The organism is Roseateles toxinivorans, assembly GCF_004362525.1.
Lineage (GTDB): Bacteria > Pseudomonadota > Gammaproteobacteria > Burkholderiales > Burkholderiaceae_C > Paucibacter > Paucibacter toxinivorans.
The window spans coordinates 105,181-121,553 of sequence record NZ_SNXS01000009.1 but is presented as its reverse complement, the minus strand read 5'-3'; the positions used below and the strand labels follow the sequence as shown (position 1 = coordinate 121,553).

Genomic DNA, 16,373 nt, shown 5'->3' with positions numbered 1-16,373 from the left:
CTTTCTTGATGTCAGTCTATGGGCGTCAGCTTGGCCACGCTGAGGGCCAGCCACTTCACGCCATGGCGGCCGAAGTTGACCTGCGCACGCGCATCCTGCCCCTTGCCCTCCAGGGTCAGCAGCACGCCCTCGCCGAACTTGGTGTGGAACACGCTCTTGCCCACGCGCAGACCGCCATGCTCGTTGTCCACCTTCTTCAGCATCGCCTGCGGCACCGGCGGGTTCGTGAACGCCGGCCGCTCGACCCGGCCCGTGCCGACCATGGACTTCAGGCCGGAGCCGCGCTCCCAGGCGTTCTGGTACTCGCGGGCAAAGCCGGAGCCGAAGCCCTGGTTGCGCGGCGTCAGCCACTTCAGGCAGGCCTCGGGCAACTCGTCGAAGAAGCGGCTCTTGACGTTGTAGCGGGTCTGGCCATGCAGCATTCGCGTCTGGCTGAAGCTCAGGTACAGGCGCTGGCGGGCGCGGGTGATGGCCACATACATCAGCCGCCGCTCTTCCTCGACGCCATCGCTGTCAGACAGCGAGTTCTCGTGCGGGAACAGGCCCTCTTCGAGGCCGGTGATGAAGACCGCATCGAACTCCAGGCCCTTGGCCGAGTGCACCGTCATCAGTTGCAGCGCGTCCTGGCCGGCCTGGGCCTGGTTGTCACCGGCCTCCAGCGAGGCATGGGTCAGGAAGGCAGCCAGCGGCGACATGATCTCGCCGGTTTCGGCGTCGGGCGAGAACGGCGCGTCGGACACGGCGGCGGGCAGGCCGGGGGCAATATTGCCGGGCGAGAAGCCCTCGCCATGCTCGTCAACCGGCAGGGCCACGGCATCCTTGCCAAAGCCCTCTTGCGTGACAAAGGCCTCGGCGGCGTTGATCAACTCGTCCAGATTCTCCAGCCGGTCGGCGCCTTCCTTGTCGAGCTTGTAGAAGTCGGTCAGGCCCGAGCTCTGCAGCATCTGCTCGATGATCTCGCGCAGGTTCAGGCCCTGGGTGCTGGCTCGCAGCGCATCGATCAGCTGGGTGAAGGCGAGCAGATTGGCGCCGCCCTTGCCGCTGACCGCCGCCACGCTCTGGTACAGGCTGCGGCCGCTGGCGCGGGCGGCGTCGGCCAGCAGCTCCATCGTGCGCGCGCCGATGCCGCGGGTCGGGAAATTGACGACACGCAGGAAGCTGGTGTCGTCATTCGGATTCTCGATCAGGCGCAGATAGGACAGCGCATGCTTGACCTCGGCCCGCTCGAAGAAGCGCAGGCCGCCGTAGACGCGGTACGGGATGCCGGCATTGAACAGCGCCGACTCCATCACCCGCGACTGCGCATTGCTGCGGTAGAGCACGGCGATTTCCTTGCGGTTCAGGCCGCCGCGGTGCAGGGCCTGGGCCTCCTCGACCAGCCACTGCGCCTCGGCAAAGTCCGAGTTCGACTCGAACACCCGTACCGGCTCGCCCGGCCCGGCCTCGGTGCGCAGGTTCTTGCCCAGGCGCCGGCTGTTGTGGCCGATCAGCGCATTGGCGGTATCCAGGATATTGCCGAAGCTGCGGTAGTTCTGCTCCAGCTTGATGACGGTGTCGACCCGGTACTGGCGTTCGAAGTCGGACATATTGCCGACCAGGGCGCCGCGGAAGGCGTAGATGCTCTGGTCGTCGTCACCGACGGCGAACACACCCTGATCGCCGCCGGGAGGCGCGAACATCTTCAGCCAGGCGTATTGCAGGCGGTTGGTGTCCTGGAACTCATCGACCAGCACATGGCGGAAGCGCCGCTGGTAGTGCTCGCGCAGCGGGCCGTTGTCGCGCAGCAGCTCGTAGGTGCGCAGCATCAGCTCGGCGAAATCGACCACGCCCTCGCGCTCGCACTGGTCCTGATAGGCCTGGTAGATCTCGACCTGCTTGCGCGTCTGGTCGTCACCGATATCGATGTCGCCCGGGCGCTTGCCGTCGTCCTTGGCGCCAGCGATGAACCAGCTGACCTGCTTGGGTACGAAGCGCTCCTCGTCGAGGTTCATCGCCTTGATGATGCGCTTGACGGCCGACTGCGAGTCCTGCGTGTCCAGGATCTGGAAGCCCTGCGGCAGTCCGGCCAGCTTCCAGTGCGCGCGCAGGAAGCGGTTGCACAGACCGTGGAAGGTGCCAATCCACATGCCACGGACGTTCACCGGCAGCATCGCGGAGAGGCGCGTCAGCATCTCCTTGGCGGCCTTGTTGGTGAAGGTCACAGCCATCACGCCGGCCGGGGCGATCTGGCCGGTCTGCATCAGCCAGGCGATGCGGGTGGTCAGCACCCGCGTCTTGCCCGAGCCGGCGCCGGCCAAGATCAGCGCCGGCTTGGCCGGCAGGGTCACCGCCGCCAATTGTTCGGGATTGAGGTTTTTCAGCAAACCGGGGCTCACCGCGGGCTGCGGGGCGGCAAACAGATCGTCTTCCAGATTCAGGCTCATGGGGCATTTTAGAAGGTGCGCCGGGAAGCGACACCGGTTGACCGTAGCGGCAGGGACGAGGACGCGCCGGCCGCTGCGGGCTGAAGCCTTGTCCGGGCCTGAACGGACCGGACTCCGGCTTCCTTATGCCCGCTGCGTCCGGCACGCCCTCCTCCCTGCTGGCACCGGCGTGCACGAATTTGGGTTGCGGGCCACCAGCGCATCCGCAGAGGGGGTGGGGGGCCGGCCACGGCGGGCATAAGGAAGCTGGAGGTCGGGCCGAAGGGACCGGCCCAAGCTTCAGCCCGTCGTGGCCGGCCTCCCGCCCCCTGTGCCGCGCAAACAAGGCGACGCGCCAAGCACCTACACCCAGTGGCGAGTCGAACAGACTCATCTCAGGCAAGATCCAGCGCCATGACAAGCAATTCAAACCCCTGCCCCTGTGGCCGCCCGCTCCCCTACGAGGCCTGCTGCGGCCTGCTGCACCGCGCTTTAGCCGACAGCGGCCACGGCGCGCCCGACGCCGAGGCGCTGATGCGCTCGCGCTACAGCGCCTATGTGCTGGAGCTACAGGACTATCTGCTGGCCACCTGGCATGCCAGCACCCGGCCGGTGGCGCTGGAGGCCAATGAGCATGGCCTCAAATGGCTGGGGCTGGAGGTGAAACAGCACAAAGTGCAAGACGCCGACCACGCCACGGTAGAGTTCATCGCGCGCAGCAAGCTGGGCGGCCGGGCCCACCGCATGCACGAGATCAGCCGCTTCGTGCGCGAGAACGGGTTCTGGTTCTATCTGGATGCACAAACCTGATCAGGCAAATTCCTGCAGCACCCGTCGCGACATCAGGCCCCTGGCCGCCCAGGCCAGCGCGCCGCAGACCAGCACTGCCAGCAGCAAGCCGCGCAGCGACAGCAGCAGGCCCAGGCCGACCGGCAGCGCCACCATCACCAGCAGCAGCAGCGCGATGCACAGGCGCCGGCCCCAGTCATGGCGCAGCCACTGCGCCAGACCAGCCGCCAGCGCCGTCGCGGCCAGCACCATGCCGAGCGCGGCCAGCCAGGGCGTGAACCCTGGCGGCTCGACCATCAGCAGCAGCGCGGCTGCCCACAGGCCGGCAACGCCGGCCACCATCAGCAGCGCCGACAGGCAGCTCACCAGCAGCGAGCGCGATCCAACGGTATAGGTCTGGGGCATGATCAGCAACTCCGGTTCATCGACGAGCCGGATTCTTTCCGCCACGCCCAGCCCTGTCATGCCCCCCTGTTGGGGGAAGCGCCGCTTGCTACCCATCCTCTACCTCGACGCCCACCTGGTCGCCATCGACAAACCCGCCGGCCTGCTGGTCCACCGCACGGCACTGGACGCCCACGAGCAGCGCTTTGCGCTGCAGATGCTGCGCGACCAGCTCGAGCGCACGGTTTGGCCCGTGCATAGGCTGGACAAGGGCACCTCGGGCGTGCTGCTGTTTGCCCTGAGCGCAGACATGGCACAGATGCTGTCGCTGATGTTCGAGCAGGGCCAGATGGACAAGCGCTACCAGGCCCTGGTGCGTGGCTGGCCATCCGCAGTGGCCGGAAGGATCGATCATCCGCTGGCCCGCGACCCCGAGCTGCCCTCGCAGGGCCAGGTCTTGCTGGAGGCCCGGACCGACTGGCGGCTGCTGGCCCGCGCCGAATGGCCGCTGGTCACAGATGCACGCTTCGCCAGCAGCCGCTACGCCCTGCTGGAGCTGGCCCCGTACAACGGCCGGCGCCACCAGATCCGCCGCCATCTGAAGCACATCGCCCATCCCATCATCGGCGACGCCACCCACGGCAAGGGGCCACTGAACCGCACCGTGGCCCAGTTCCTGGGCCTGCAGCGGCTTTGGCTGCATGCGCGGGAGCTGAGCCTCGTCCATCCGCTGACCCGCGAAAAGCTGCACTTCAGCGCGGCACCTGGTACCGAATGGACTGCCCTGCAGGCTCACGGCGCCTGGCAGCCACTGTTGCAGTCGGCGCAGTGACACAGCATCGCGCCGAATAGCCCAGGCTGTGCCGGTGCCCGGATGGGGTCGGCCGCTATGCTTGCGCCATGGATTTCTCACACTGCCCCCTGTTCACCGCCGTTTGCCTGGCCACCACCTGCAGCCCGGGCGCCGGAGGCCGGCCATGACGCAGCATGCAGGCTTGGCGGTCTTGCACATCGCCGCCTTCTCCGACGGCGCCAGCGGCGGCAACCCGGCCGGCGTGGTGATTACGGAGCAACTGCCCGAGGCCTCGCTGATGCAGCGTATCGCCGCCGAGCTCGGCTACTCGGAAACCGTTTTTGCCGCCCCGGCCGAGCCAGGCTGGCGGGTACGCTACTTCGCGCCAGCGGCCGAGGTGCCGTTTTGCGGCCATGCCACGATCGCCCTCGGTGCGGCGCTGGCCCTGCGCGAGGGCGATGGCGTGTTCGAGCTGCAGCTGAACCAGGCGCGCATCAGCGTGGAAGGCCAGGCCGGTAACCCGATGCGCGCCAGCCTGCAATCGCCACCGACGCGCAGCCGGCCCGCGACCGATGCCGAGGTCCGGCAGGCCTTGCTGCTGTTCGGCCTGAGTGCAGGCGATCTGGACGGGGCCCTGCCGCCCGCCGTGATGCATGGCGGCGTGGACCATCTGCTGCTGGTGCTGAAACAGCGCGACCAGCTGGCCCGCATGGGCTACGACTTGGAGCAAGGCCGCACGCTGATGAAGGCACAAGGCTGGACAACGATCATGCTGGCCTGGGCAGAATCCCCACAGCACTTCCATGTGCGCAATGCCTTCGCCATCGGCGGCGTGCTCGAAGACCCGGCCACCGGCGCAGCTGCAGCCGCGCTCGCCGGCCATCTGCGCAGCGTAGCCTGGCCCCATGGCGGCCATATCGACATCGTCCAGGGCGAAGACATGGGTATGCGCTCCCTGCTGGCGGCCGACATCGGCCCCGAGGCCGGCGCGAGCATACGCGTCAGCGGACAAGCCCGGCTGATGGAGGTCCGGTCATGCTGAAGATACTGGGCAAGGCTTCGTCGATCAATGTGCGCAAGGTTCTGTGGACCTGCGCCGAACTGGGTCTGGCCTACGAGCTTGAAGAGTACGGCTCCGGCTTCAGGTCGACCGAAACGCCGGAGTTCCGTGCGCTGAACCCGAATGCGATGGTGCCGGTGCTGCTGGACGGTGACCTCGTGCTATGGGAGTCGAACACCATCTGCCGCTATCTGGCCGCGCGCTACGCACCAGGCACGCTGCTGCCCGAAGACGCCGCTGGCCGCGCTCGGATCGAGCAATGGATGGACTGGCAGGCGACCGAGCTGAACAACGCCTGGCGCTATGCCTTCATGTCGCTGGTGCGACAAAGCCCGGCGCATCAGGACACGCAGGCGCTGGCCACCGGCATCGCCAACTGGCACCGCCACATGACCATCCTCGACGAGCAGTTGCAGCGCACCGGCGCCTTTGCGGCGGGCACGCAGTTCAGCCTGGCCGACGTGGTGCTGGGCCTGTCCACCCACCGCTGGATGGCCACAGCGATGGAACATCCCGACCTGCGGGCCGTGCACGCCTACTACGAACGGCTCAGCCAGCGCCCGGGCTTTCTGGCCCACGGCCGCAACGGCATACCTTGACGACATCAAGGAGTTAGGCCGCCAGCCTGCGCAACGCCGGCTCACTGGCGACAATGCCCAACCCAGTTTCCCGGCCTACGATGAATTCCTCCTACTCCAAAGGCGTGCTCAGCGCCGCCCTTGCCTATGCCTGCTGGGGCCTGTTTCCGCTGTTCTTCAAGCTGCTCGGCCATGTGAACCCGGCCGAGGTGGTGGCGCATCGCACGGTCTGGTCCCTGCTCTTTGTGCTGCTGGTGTTGGCCGTGATGAAGCGCTTTGCGTGGATGCGCGATCTGCTGGGCAAACCCAGGGTGCTGGCGGCCTTCGCGCTGTCCGCCCTGCTGCTGGCCTGCAACTGGCTGGTCTATGTCTGGGCGGTGCAGAACGACCATGTGCTGGACGCCAGCCTCGGCTACTTCATCAATCCGCTGGTCAATGTGGCCCTGGGCTTTCTGGTCCTGCACGAGCGGCCGCGCAAGCTGCAGTGGTTGGCCGTGGGCCTGGCCGCGGCCGGGGTGCTGTGGCTGACCCTGCAGGCCGGCCGCCTGCCCTGGGTAGCCCTCGCCCTGGCCTTCAGCTTTGGCTTCTATGGTCTGTTGCGCAAGATCGCGCCACTGGGCGCGCTGGAGGGCCTGACGCTGGAGACGCTGATACTGACCCCCGTGGCCATCGCCGCCCTGGCCTGGTGGAGCTGGCAGGGCCACGGCGCCCTGGTCGCGGGCGACGGGGCAACGCTGGCGCTGCTGCTGCTGGCCGGCCCGCTGACCGCAGTGACGCTGCTGCTTTTCGCCTCGGGAGCCAGGCGCATCCCGATGACGACGCTCGGCCTGTTGCAATACATTGCCCCAACCCTGCAGTTCGGCCTCGGCGTCTGGATCTTTCACGAGCCCTTTCAGCCGGCGCGCCTGATCGGCTTTGCGTTGATCTGGCTGGCGCTGGCGGTCTACAGCCTCGAGAGCCTGTGGACCCGCTGGCGCCCGGCGCCGCTGCCCGCCTGATCAGTTGCGCATCAGGTGGTCAAAGGCGCCCAGGGCAGCCTTCGCGCCATCGCCGGCGGCGATGATGATCTGCTTGAAGGGCACGGTCGTCGCATCACCGGCAGCAAACACGCCCGGCACCGAGGTCTGGCCCCGTGCATCGACGATGATCTCGCCGTGCTTGCTCAGCTCGACCACGCCCTTCAGCCATTCGGTGTTGGGCACCAGGCCGATCTGCACGAACACACCTTCCAGCTCGATATGACGTGATTCGCCGCTGATCCGATCGGTGTACGTCAGGCCGTTCAGCTTGGTGCCGTCGCCGGTCAGCTCGGTGGTCTGAGCGTTGGTGTGGATGGTGACGTTGGCCAGACTCTTGAGCTTCGTCACCAGCACGGCGTCGGCACGCAGCGCGTCGCCGAACTCGATCAGGGTCACATGGGTAACGATGCCGGCCAGATCGATGGCCGCCTCGACGCCCGAGTTGCCGCCGCCGATCACTGCCACCCGCTTGCCCTTGAAGAGCGGCCCGTCGCAGTGCGGGCAATAGGCCACGCCCTTGTTCTTGTACTGCTGCTCGCCGGGCACATTGACATTCCTCCAGCGCGCACCGGTGGACAGGATCACGGTCTTGCTCTTGAGCGAACCGCCATTGGCCAGTTGCACCTCGATCAGGCCGCCCGGCGCGGCGGCCGGGATCAGCTTGTCGCCGCGCTGCAGATTCATCACGTCCACGCCATAGGCTTTCACATGGGCTTCCAGGCTCGTGGCGAACTTCGGCCCGTCGGTCTCCAGCACGGAGATGTAGTTCTCGATTGCCAAGGTGTCATTGACCTGACCGCCGAAACGCTCGGCGGCGATGCCCGTGCGTATGCCCTTGCGTGCCGCGTAGACCGCAGCTGCGGCGCCGGCGGGGCCACCACCGACAACCAGCACGTCGAAGGCTTCCTTGGCCGACAGCTTGGCTGCGTCCTTGGTGCCGGCACCGGTATCGAGCTTGGCGACGATCTCTTCCACTGTCATGCGGCCCGAACCGAAGGGTTGGCCGTTCAGATAGACGCTGGGCACGGCCATGATCTCGCGCTCGTTCACCTCGGCCTGATACAGCGCGCCGTCGACGATGACGGTCTTGACCTTGGGGTTGAGCACCGACATCAGGCTCAGCGCCTGCACAACGTCCGGGCAGTTGTGGCAGGTCAGGCTCATATAGACCTCGAAAGCGTAGTCGCCATCGAGCGCCTTGATCTGCTCGATGACATCCGCCTCAGCCTTGGGCGGGTGGCCGCCGGTCCACAGCAGGGCCAGCACCAGCGAGGTGAACTCATGGCCCAGCGGAATGGCGGCAAAGCGCAGGCTCTGGTTCGTGCCGGTACGTTGCAAGCTGAACGAGGGCCTGCGGGCATCATGGCCGTCGGTCTTCAACGTGATCTTGTCGGACATCACGGCGATGTCCTGCAGCAGGGCCAGCATCTCACGGGCGCTGTCGCCATCGTCCAGCGAGGCGGTGATCTCGAACGGGAGGGTGACGCGCTCGAGATAGGACTTGAGCTGGGATTTGAGGGTGTCGTCCAACATGGTGGGGCTCCTTGATCAGGCGTGGCGGGATAAGCCACTCTGAAAGCGCCCACGCAGATCAGGACGCTTTCAGTGCGGCTCGGAGGTATTTACCGAGCGGAGCCCGTGGAACCGGCTTTGCCGGGCCACTGGGCTCGCCAGGACCAGAGGCCCTGGCCCTCGGCAGGCACAAACGGTCCTCAGGACTGTTTGTGTCCGGCTTCGGCCCCCTTGAGGGGGAGCGCCGCAGGCGCTCCGGGGGTGGGTCATCTCTTTAGATCTTACCGACCAGGTCCAGCGACGGAGCGATGGTCTTGGCGCCTTCGTTCCACTTGGCAGGGCAGACCTGGCCAGGGTTCTTGGCGGTGTACTGGGCAGCCTTGAGCTTGCGCAGGGTTTCCTTGACGTCGCGGGCGATCTCGTTCGAGTGCACTTCGGCCGTCTTGATGATGCCTTCAGGGTTGATCACGAAGGTGCCGCGCAGGGCCAGGCCTTCTTCGGGGATGTGCACGCCGAAGGCGTTGGTCAGCTGGTGCGTCGGGTCGCCGACCAGGGGGAAGCGGGCCTTGCTGACGGCCGGCGAAGTTTCGTGCCAGACCTTGTGCGCGAAATGCGTATCGGTGGTGACGATGTAGACCTCGGTCTCGGCCTTCTGGAACTCGGCGTAGTGGTCGGCCGCGTCCTCGACTTCGGTCGGGCAGTTGAAGGTGAAGGCTGCCGGCATGAAGATCAGCACGGACCACTTGCCCTTGAGGGACTCCTCGGTGACGGTGATGAACTTGCCGTTGTGGAAGGCTTCGGTCTTGAAGGGCTGGACTTGGGTATTGATCAGGGACATTGAGAACTTCCGTTGGTGTTGAAGGGATGGATGAACTATATCGAAAACACGTTATCGTTAGTTTTGATTAATCAAATCGATGTGATTGGGCTTGGCTATCGACTGGGGTGGTCAAGTCTCTCAGGCAGATGTTTCAGGCTGCCGACAGAACGCCGGCAGCTGCGTGCCGGCAACTCAGTTGCGTTCGATGTGGGCGTAAGCGCTGTGATTGTGGATGGACTCGAAGTTCTCCACATCCACGTTGTAACGGCCGATGCGGGCATCGGCATTCAGGCGCAGCGCGACATCACGCACCAGGTCCTCGACGAACTTGGGGTTCTCGTAGGCCCGCTCGGTGACCCACTTCTCGTCCGGGCGCTTCAGCAGCGGCCAGATTTCGCTGGAGGCGCTTTCCTCGGCGAAGCGCACCAGCTGATTCCAGGGGATTTCTTCACCGATCAGCTCGACCTTGACGGTCACCAGCGAGCGCTGGTTGTGCGCGCCGTAGTCGGAGATTTCCTTGGAGCAGGGGCATAGGCTCTTCACCGGCACGGCCACCTCGGCCCAGATGGCGGTGCGGCCACCGCGGGTTTCGGCGATCCAGGCACCCTGGTAGTCGAGCAGGCTCTCGACCCCGGACACCGGCGCGCGCTTGCGGATGAAGAACGGGAAGCGGGCCTCGATACGGCCCTCGCTGGCATGCAGCTTGTCCAGCATCAGCGCCAGCTCGGTCTTCAGGGTGGCGGCATCAAGCGGGCGATTCAGCGAGTCCAGCCAGGCGATCAGGCGCGACATATGCGTGCCCTTCTTCTCCGCCGGCAGGGCCACATCCAGGGTCCACTGGCCTACGGTCGGCTGCGACTTGCCGGCGACGCGGATCTGCATCGGATAGCGTACGTCCTTGATGCCCACGCGCTGGATGACCAGATGGCGCTCGTCGCGCTCGCTCTGGGTGTCGGGGATGTGCAGCAGATCGGTGATTTGGTTCATGGTTCGCTTCGCCGCTGAGCGGCGCCGGGGGCGGACCCGGACAAAGGGTAGGTCGATGGTGGCAAGAATGACAGCAAACGCAGCGCCCTGCTGCCCGAGGGTTATCACCGAGCCGTCAACGGCCCGGGCAGGGAACTCAGCTGCTGGCGGCGGGCCGCACCAGGGTCGGACGGGAGCCGAAGCGCTGCAGTATCGATTGCTCGATGCCGGCCGCATCCAGGCCACAGCCCGCCAGCTGCTTGGCCGGATCGCCGTGCTCGACGAATTCGTCCGGCAGGCCCAGCTGCAGCACCGGCAGGTTCAGGCCCGACTTCTGCAGCGACTCCAGCACAGCGCTGCCGGCGCCACCCATCACGCAGCCCTCTTCCACCGTCACCAGCGCATCGTGCGTGCGCGCCAGCTCGGCCACCAGCTCATCGTCCAGCGGCTTGACGAAGCGCATATTGGCCACCGTCGCGTCGAGTTGCTCGGCCGCCTTCAGGGCCGGGTACAGCAGGGTGCCAAAGGCCAGGATGGCGATGCGCTGCGCACCACGGCCCTGGGCAATGCCCGACTCGCGGCGGATCTCGCCCTTGCCCCAGGGCAGGGCCGTCATCTCGGTCTGGATCTCGACGCCGACGCCGGTGCCACGCGGGTAGCGCACGGCGGTCGGGCTGTCCTGCAGGAAGGCGGTGTACAGCGACTGGCGGCACTCGTTCTCGTCGGCCGGAGCCAGCACGCTCATATTCGGAATGCAGCGCAGATAGGCTAGGTCATAGGCCCCGGCATGGGTGGCGCCATCGCCACCGACCAGGCCCGAGCGGTCCAGCGCAAACAGCACCGGCAGGTTCTGGATTGCCACGTCATGGATCAGCTGGTCATAGCCACGCTGCAGAAAGGTCGAGTAGATCGCCACCACCGGCTTCATGCCCTCACAGGCCATGCCGGCGGCAAAGGTCACCGCATGCTGCTCGGCAATGCCGACGTCGTGGTAACGGGTCGGGAAGCGCTTGTGGAACTCGACCATGCCCGAGCCCTCGCGCATCGCCGGCGTGATGCCGACCAGACGCTTGTCCTTCTCGGCCATATCGCACAGCCACTGGCCGAACACATGCATGAAGGCCGGCTTGGCCGGGCCGGTGGCCTTGGCAAAGCCCTCGGCCGGATTGAACTTGCCCGAGGCGGCGTGGTACTTGACCGGATCGGCCTCGGCCAGCTTGTAACCAAAGCCCTTCTTGGTCACCACATGCAGGAACTGCGGGCCTTTCAGGTCACGCAGGTTCTCAAGCGTCGGGATCAGCGAGTCGAGGTCATGGCCGTCGATGGGCCCGACATAGTTGAAGCCGAACTCCTCGAAGATCGTGCCCGGCACGACCATGCCCTTGGCATGCTCCTCGAAGCGCCGTGCCAGCTCGAACAGCGGCGGCGCATTCTTCAGCACTTGCTTGGCGCCTTCGCGCGCGGTGGCGTAGAACTTGCCGCTCATCAGGCGGGCAAGGTATTTGTTCAGCGCACCCACCGGCGGCGAGATCGACATATCGTTGTCGTTCAGCACCACCAGCATGTCGCCCAGCATGCCGGCGTTGGCCACGCCGGCGTTGTTCAGAGCCTCGAAGGCCATGCCTGCGGTCATCGCCCCGTCGCCGATGATGGCCACCGCCTTGCGGTCCTCGCCCTTGATCTTGGCCGCCATGGCCATGCCGTGCGCGGCCGAGATCGAGGTGCTGGAGTGGGCGGTGCCGAAGGTGTCGTACTCGCTCTCGTCTCGGCGCGGGAAGCCGCCGATGCCGCCCAGCTGGCGCAGGGTGCCCATGCGGTCGCGGCGGCCGGTCAGCACCTTGTGCGGATAGGTCTGGTGGCCCACATCCCAGACCAGACGGTCCTCGGGCGTGTTGAACACATAGTGCAGCGCGATCGTCAGCTCCACCGTGCCCAGGTTCGATGACAGGTGGCCACCGGTCTTGGACACGCTCTCCAGCACGAAGGCGCGCAGCTCATCGGCCAGCCGTTGCAACTCATGGCGCGGCAGGCGGCGCAGATCCGCCGGGCTGTTGATGGTGTTCAGAAGCGAATATTTCATGTCGTGTCAGCTGTCCCGTTCAACGACCTTGTCGGCCAGCATGCTCAGCCGCGCGGCATTGCTCAGGCCGCTGGCGGCCAGGGCCCGGTGGGCATGGTCGCGCAGTTCCTCGGCATGGCGGCGCGCAGCGTCCAGACCCAGCACGCTGACGAAGGTCGGCTTGTTGGCGTCCTGATCCTTGCCGGCGGTCTTGCCCAGCACCTCGGAGTCCTGGGTCACATCAAGAATATCGTCCACCACCTGGAAGGCCAGGCCGATGGCCGAACCGTAGTCGGCCAGCGCGGCCCAGGTAGCGGGGCTGGTGTTGCCGCAGGCCGCCCCCATCAGCACACTGGCCTGCAGCAGCAGGCCGGTCTTGCGGCGGTGCATATCGCGCAGCGAAGGCTCGTCCAAGGGATGACCGACGCTGGCCAGGTCTATGGCCTGGCCACCGGCCATGCCGGCGTGACCAGCCGAGCGGGCCAACAACGAACACAGGCGGGCCTGCAGCGCAGGAGGCACCTGCTCGCCCTCGGGCGTCAGCACCTCGAAGGCCAGGGCCTGCATCGCGTCACCGGCCAGCATGGCCTGGGCTTCGCCGAACTGCACATGGACGGTGGGCTTGCCGCGGCGCAGCACGTCATCGTCCATGCAGGGCATGTCGTCATGCACCAGCGAGTAGGCATGGATCAGCTCCACCGCGCAGGCCGCGCGCAACGCCGCCTCGGGCTGGCCGCCAACGGCCTCGCAGGTGGCCATCACCAGCAGCGGGCGCAGGCGCTTGCCACCTCCCAGCACGGCGTAGCGCATGGCCTCGCCCAGACCGGCCGGTGCATCACTGGGCACCCACCGCTCCAATGCCTCCTCGACCTGCTGCAGGGTCCTGCTCACCCACGTCTCGAACTCTGCGGTCCGCATATTCATGATCCCTCCCACACCTTGAGCTCCCCGTCTTCCAGCAGCTTGACCTGGCTCTCCACGGCCTGCAGCCGCGAGCGGCAGTAGCCCAGCAATTCCGCGCCTCGTTGATAGCTGCCCAGCAACTGGTCCAGCGGCAGCTGGCCGGCCTCCATGCTGGCCACCAGGCGCTCCAGTTCGGCCAGCGCCTCTTCATAGCTCGCGGGCGCAGCACGCTTCTGTGTGGTGGTAGAGGTCTTGGTCATTTCAACGGGCGAAACTTCCATTGTAATCGGGTGCACTCTGCACTCCGGGCCAGACGTGACGCGCGCAAGGTGGTTTGCAAGCATGGAGACGAAGACCCATCCGGGCAAACAGAGCAGTACATACCCTAGGGGCCATCCCTGCTGCGTCGACGAAGCCGGGCCCGCGCAAGCGATCCGGTCCGGGTGTTCACGAGGCATTTTTCACTCCCGCAATAGTTTGTGGGATATTTTCCCACGCATCAAGACGGATGCCAACCGCAGAGCGAACAGTCGGGGTTCCGACCGTCGGCTCGCTCCGCCGATTTCAGCGCGATTGCGCTTTCCCAACCCGAAAAATGGGGGCTGGGTACAATCCCGCCCTCGCGCGGCAACTGCCGCGCATTGTTTTTTCTTGCCGGCACGGTGCCGGTGCCCCGACAAACCCACCCGTCCCGAGGGCGTGGGCGGTTGACATTGGTTTTTGGAGACCCTCTTGGATCATGTCCGACCTGAGCATCGCGTTTGAGGCTCTTGAGCGCAGCCGCAGCACTCAACTATCCGTATCCAGCTATTTCGATGAGGGCCTGTTCCGCAGAGAGCAGGAGCTGATCTTTCAGCACGGGCCCCGTTATCTCGGCCACACGCTGGCCGTGCCCGAGATAGGCGACTACTACGCCCTTCCCCAGGAGGGCGAGGGCCGCGCTTTGGTGCGCACGCCCCAGGGCATAGAGCTGCTATCGAATGTCTGCCGCCATCGCCAGGCGCTGATGCTGCGCGGCCGCGGCAACACCAAGAGCAATATCGTCTGCCCCATCCACCGCTGGACCTATGACCTGCAGGGCGAGCTGGTCGGCGCGCCGCACTTCGCCGAGGATCCCTGCTTGCATCTCAATCGTTACCGATTGCGAGAATGGAACGGAATGTTGTTTGAGGACAACGGCAGGGACATTGCCGCCGACCTCGCCAACTTGGGGCCTCGCGCCGAACTCGACTTCACCGGCTATGTGCTGGACAAGGTCCATGTGCACGAGTGCAACTACAACTGGAAGACCTTCATCGAGGTCTACCTGGAGGACTATCACGTTGCGCCCTTCCACCCCGGCCTGGGCCACTTCGTCAGCTGTGACGATCTGGCCTGGGAATTCGGCCGCCACCATTCGGTGCAGACGGTGGGTGTGCACAACGCGCTGGCCAAGCCGGGCTCGGCCACCTATGCCAAGTGGCATGAGCAGGTGCTGCAGTACAGCCAGGGCCAGACTCCGAAGCATGGCGCGATCTGGCTGACCTATTACCCGCACATCATGGTCGAGTGGTACCCCCATGTGCTGGTGGTCTCGACCCTGATACCCAAGGGCCCGCAGAAGACGCTGAACCTGGTCGAGTTCTACTACCCCGAAGAGATCGCCGCCTTCGAGCGCGACTTCATCGAGGCCGAGCAGGCCGCCTATATGGAGACCTGCATCGAGGACGACGAGATCGCAGAGCGCATGGACCTGGGCCGCAAGGCACTGTTCGAGCGCGGCGACGACGAATCAGGCCCCTACCAGAGCCCGATGGAAGATGGCATGCGCCACTTCCATCAGTGGTACCGCAAGGCGATGGTGCGCTGAATTCAGCGCCCACCCGCTCAGCGCTCCATCGTCACCGGCCGCATCTCGCGGATGTAGAACACGCCGTCCCAGTGCCCGCCGAGGCCCGAGGCCGAGCCGGCGGGCAGGCCGTAGCCGAACTCCATCGAGCGTGCCGGCAGGCCGGCGACGCCGGCTTGCATGGGCCGCGGCGCGTTCAGGAAGATGAAATCGGCCGGGCTCTGGGCCAGCGCAGATTCCAGACTGCGCGGATAGGCCGGCGGCACGGGCTGCACCTGCCCGGAGGCAAACTCGAGGAAGCTGCCCTGCAGCGCCGTCGTGTTCAGCACGTAGTAGTCGCGGCCCAGTTTCTCGCCGAGGATGTCGCCGGCAAAGCGGTGCTGCTCGTCCATTTTCACGCCGCGGGCGAGGTGGATGATGTGACCCCAGACCACCACCTTCTTGCCCGGGTAGAGCTGTTCCAACTGCCACAGCATGTTCTCGGCCATCGCATGGTCGCGCTGGTAGTCGCCGCGCCACAGGGTAGCCGCCTGGGCCTGCAGGCTGGCCAGGCTGCGGCACAGCAGGCCGTCGCCAGCGCCGGCATCGCACAGTTTCGCGCGCAGACGGGCCGCCAGCGCATCGAAACGCTGCTGCTCGGCGGCCGGCGGCGCACGCCGATCGAGCGCGAACAGCGCAGCGGCCAGACGCTCGAACAGCGGCCAATCGGCCTCTCCATTGGACACCCAGGTCTTCAGCCGCGGCAGCAGCTCACGCTGACTCAGCCCGCCGCTGAGCTGGCTGTCGATGCCCGAGAGCAGCAGTGGTCGGGGGCCGGCCTGGCGCTGGTCCAGATAGCGAAGCAGGCCGCGACCGGCATCGCTCTTCGAGTACATATAGAACACATTGCCGGGGGCCAGCACATCGAGCTTCTCGCCACGCTGCATGGCCTGCTGCAGCAGCGCGACGTCGAACACACCGCTTTCCAGCAGCAACACATCGAAGCCCTTCTTCTCGTGCAGATAGCGCAGCAGCCGCAGGCGCAGCTCGAACTCCTCGCGTCCGCCATGGGTCTGCTCGCCCAGGGCCACCACCCGCGCCGGGCCGACCGCATCGCCAAAGGCCTGCAACTGGGCATCGCTGAGGTCGGCCGCCGCGCGTGCCGGCATCGGGGCCGCATGCCTGGCCACCCAGTCAACGGCCCCGTCACCAGTCGCCATTGCCGCCTGTGCCGATACCAACAGCAGACAGGCTGCCCACTTGAATCCATTTGTCATCACT

15 protein-coding genes are annotated in these 16,373 nt (G+C 66.1%); 6 read left to right on the top strand and 9 right to left on the bottom strand.

Features of this window, described 5'->3' with window-relative positions; genetic code table 11:
* Positions 1-11 precede the first annotated feature (11 nt).
* Positions 12-2,423, bottom strand: a complete 2,412-nt coding sequence (locus tag DES47_RS24070) for a UvrD-helicase domain-containing protein (RefSeq protein WP_133703309.1) — start codon at positions 2,421-2,423, stop codon at positions 12-14.
* Between the two features lie 393 nt (positions 2,424-2,816).
* Here DES47_RS24070 and DES47_RS24065 point away from each other — a divergent pair, with 393 nt between their 5' ends.
* Positions 2,817-3,212, top strand: coding sequence for a YchJ family protein (locus DES47_RS24065; protein ID WP_166652142.1), 396 nt, complete (start codon positions 2,817-2,819; stop codon positions 3,210-3,212).
* On the opposite strand, the gene DES47_RS24060 is transcribed toward DES47_RS24065, so the two are convergent.
* Positions 3,213-3,596, bottom strand: a complete 384-nt coding sequence (locus tag DES47_RS24060) for a hypothetical protein (protein ID WP_133703308.1) — start codon at positions 3,594-3,596, stop codon at positions 3,213-3,215. It abuts the gene before it with no gap.
* An 85-nt stretch (positions 3,597-3,681) separates the two neighbouring features.
* Here DES47_RS24060 and DES47_RS24055 point away from each other — a divergent pair, with 85 nt between their 5' ends.
* The 4 genes from DES47_RS24055 to rarD all read left to right on the top strand — a co-directional run bounded on the left by DES47_RS24055 (position 3,682) and on the right by rarD (position 7,004).
* Positions 3,682-4,407: a pseudouridine synthase gene (locus DES47_RS24055; protein ID WP_243748444.1), complete on the top strand. Its 726-nt coding sequence runs from the start codon at positions 3,682-3,684 to the stop codon at positions 4,405-4,407.
* Positions 4,408-4,552: 145 nt separating this feature from the next.
* On the top strand, positions 4,553-5,410 hold the full coding sequence (locus DES47_RS24050; protein WP_243748443.1) for a PhzF family phenazine biosynthesis protein: 858 nt from the start codon (positions 4,553-4,555) through the stop codon (positions 5,408-5,410).
* Positions 5,404-6,027, top strand: coding sequence for a glutathione S-transferase family protein (locus tag DES47_RS24045; RefSeq protein ID WP_133703306.1), 624 nt, complete (start codon positions 5,404-5,406; stop codon positions 6,025-6,027). The genes DES47_RS24050 and DES47_RS24045 overlap by 7 nt, the downstream gene beginning before the upstream one ends.
* A gap of 80 nt (positions 6,028-6,107) precedes the next feature.
* Positions 6,108-7,004: an EamA family transporter RarD gene (rarD, locus tag DES47_RS24040; protein ID WP_133703305.1), complete on the top strand. Its 897-nt coding sequence runs from the start codon at positions 6,108-6,110 to the stop codon at positions 7,002-7,004.
* On the opposite strand, the gene ahpF is transcribed toward rarD, so the two are convergent.
* The 6 genes from ahpF to DES47_RS24010 all read right to left on the bottom strand — a co-directional run bounded on the left by ahpF (position 7,005) and on the right by DES47_RS24010 (position 13,545).
* Complete coding sequence (gene ahpF, locus DES47_RS24035; RefSeq protein WP_133703304.1) at positions 7,005-8,558, bottom strand: alkyl hydroperoxide reductase subunit F; 1,554 nt, start codon at positions 8,556-8,558, stop codon at positions 7,005-7,007.
* A gap of 253 nt (positions 8,559-8,811) precedes the next feature.
* Entirely contained in the window at positions 8,812-9,375 is a 564-nt protein-coding gene (gene ahpC, locus DES47_RS24030; protein WP_133703303.1) for an alkyl hydroperoxide reductase subunit C, read from the bottom strand.
* A gap of 174 nt (positions 9,376-9,549) precedes the next feature.
* Complete coding sequence (gene folE2, locus DES47_RS24025) at positions 9,550-10,344, bottom strand: GTP cyclohydrolase FolE2 (RefSeq protein ID WP_133703302.1); 795 nt, start codon at positions 10,342-10,344, stop codon at positions 9,550-9,552.
* Positions 10,345-10,480: 136 nt separating this feature from the next.
* The gene (gene dxs / locus DES47_RS24020; protein ID WP_133703301.1) at positions 10,481-12,403 is read right to left on the bottom strand and encodes a 1-deoxy-D-xylulose-5-phosphate synthase; all 1,923 of its coding nucleotides are present in this window, start codon (positions 12,401-12,403) and stop codon (positions 10,481-10,483) included.
* A gap of 6 nt (positions 12,404-12,409) precedes the next feature.
* Positions 12,410-13,300, bottom strand: coding sequence for a polyprenyl synthetase family protein (locus tag DES47_RS24015; RefSeq protein ID WP_133703331.1), 891 nt, complete (start codon positions 13,298-13,300; stop codon positions 12,410-12,412).
* A gap of 2 nt (positions 13,301-13,302) precedes the next feature.
* Positions 13,303-13,545 (bottom strand): exodeoxyribonuclease VII small subunit, encoded by a 243-nt coding sequence (locus DES47_RS24010; protein ID WP_133703300.1) that lies wholly within the window; start codon positions 13,543-13,545, stop codon positions 13,303-13,305.
* Between the two features lie 479 nt (positions 13,546-14,024).
* Here DES47_RS24010 and DES47_RS24005 point away from each other — a divergent pair, with 479 nt between their 5' ends.
* Positions 14,025-15,134, top strand: coding sequence for an aromatic ring-hydroxylating oxygenase subunit alpha (locus DES47_RS24005; protein ID WP_133703299.1), 1,110 nt, complete (start codon positions 14,025-14,027; stop codon positions 15,132-15,134).
* Positions 15,135-15,151: 17 nt separating this feature from the next.
* Here DES47_RS24005 and DES47_RS24000 read toward each other — a convergent pair whose 3' ends face one another.
* Complete coding sequence (locus DES47_RS24000) at positions 15,152-16,369, bottom strand: erythromycin esterase family protein (RefSeq protein ID WP_133703298.1); 1,218 nt, start codon at positions 16,367-16,369, stop codon at positions 15,152-15,154.
* Positions 16,370-16,373 lie beyond the last annotated feature (4 nt).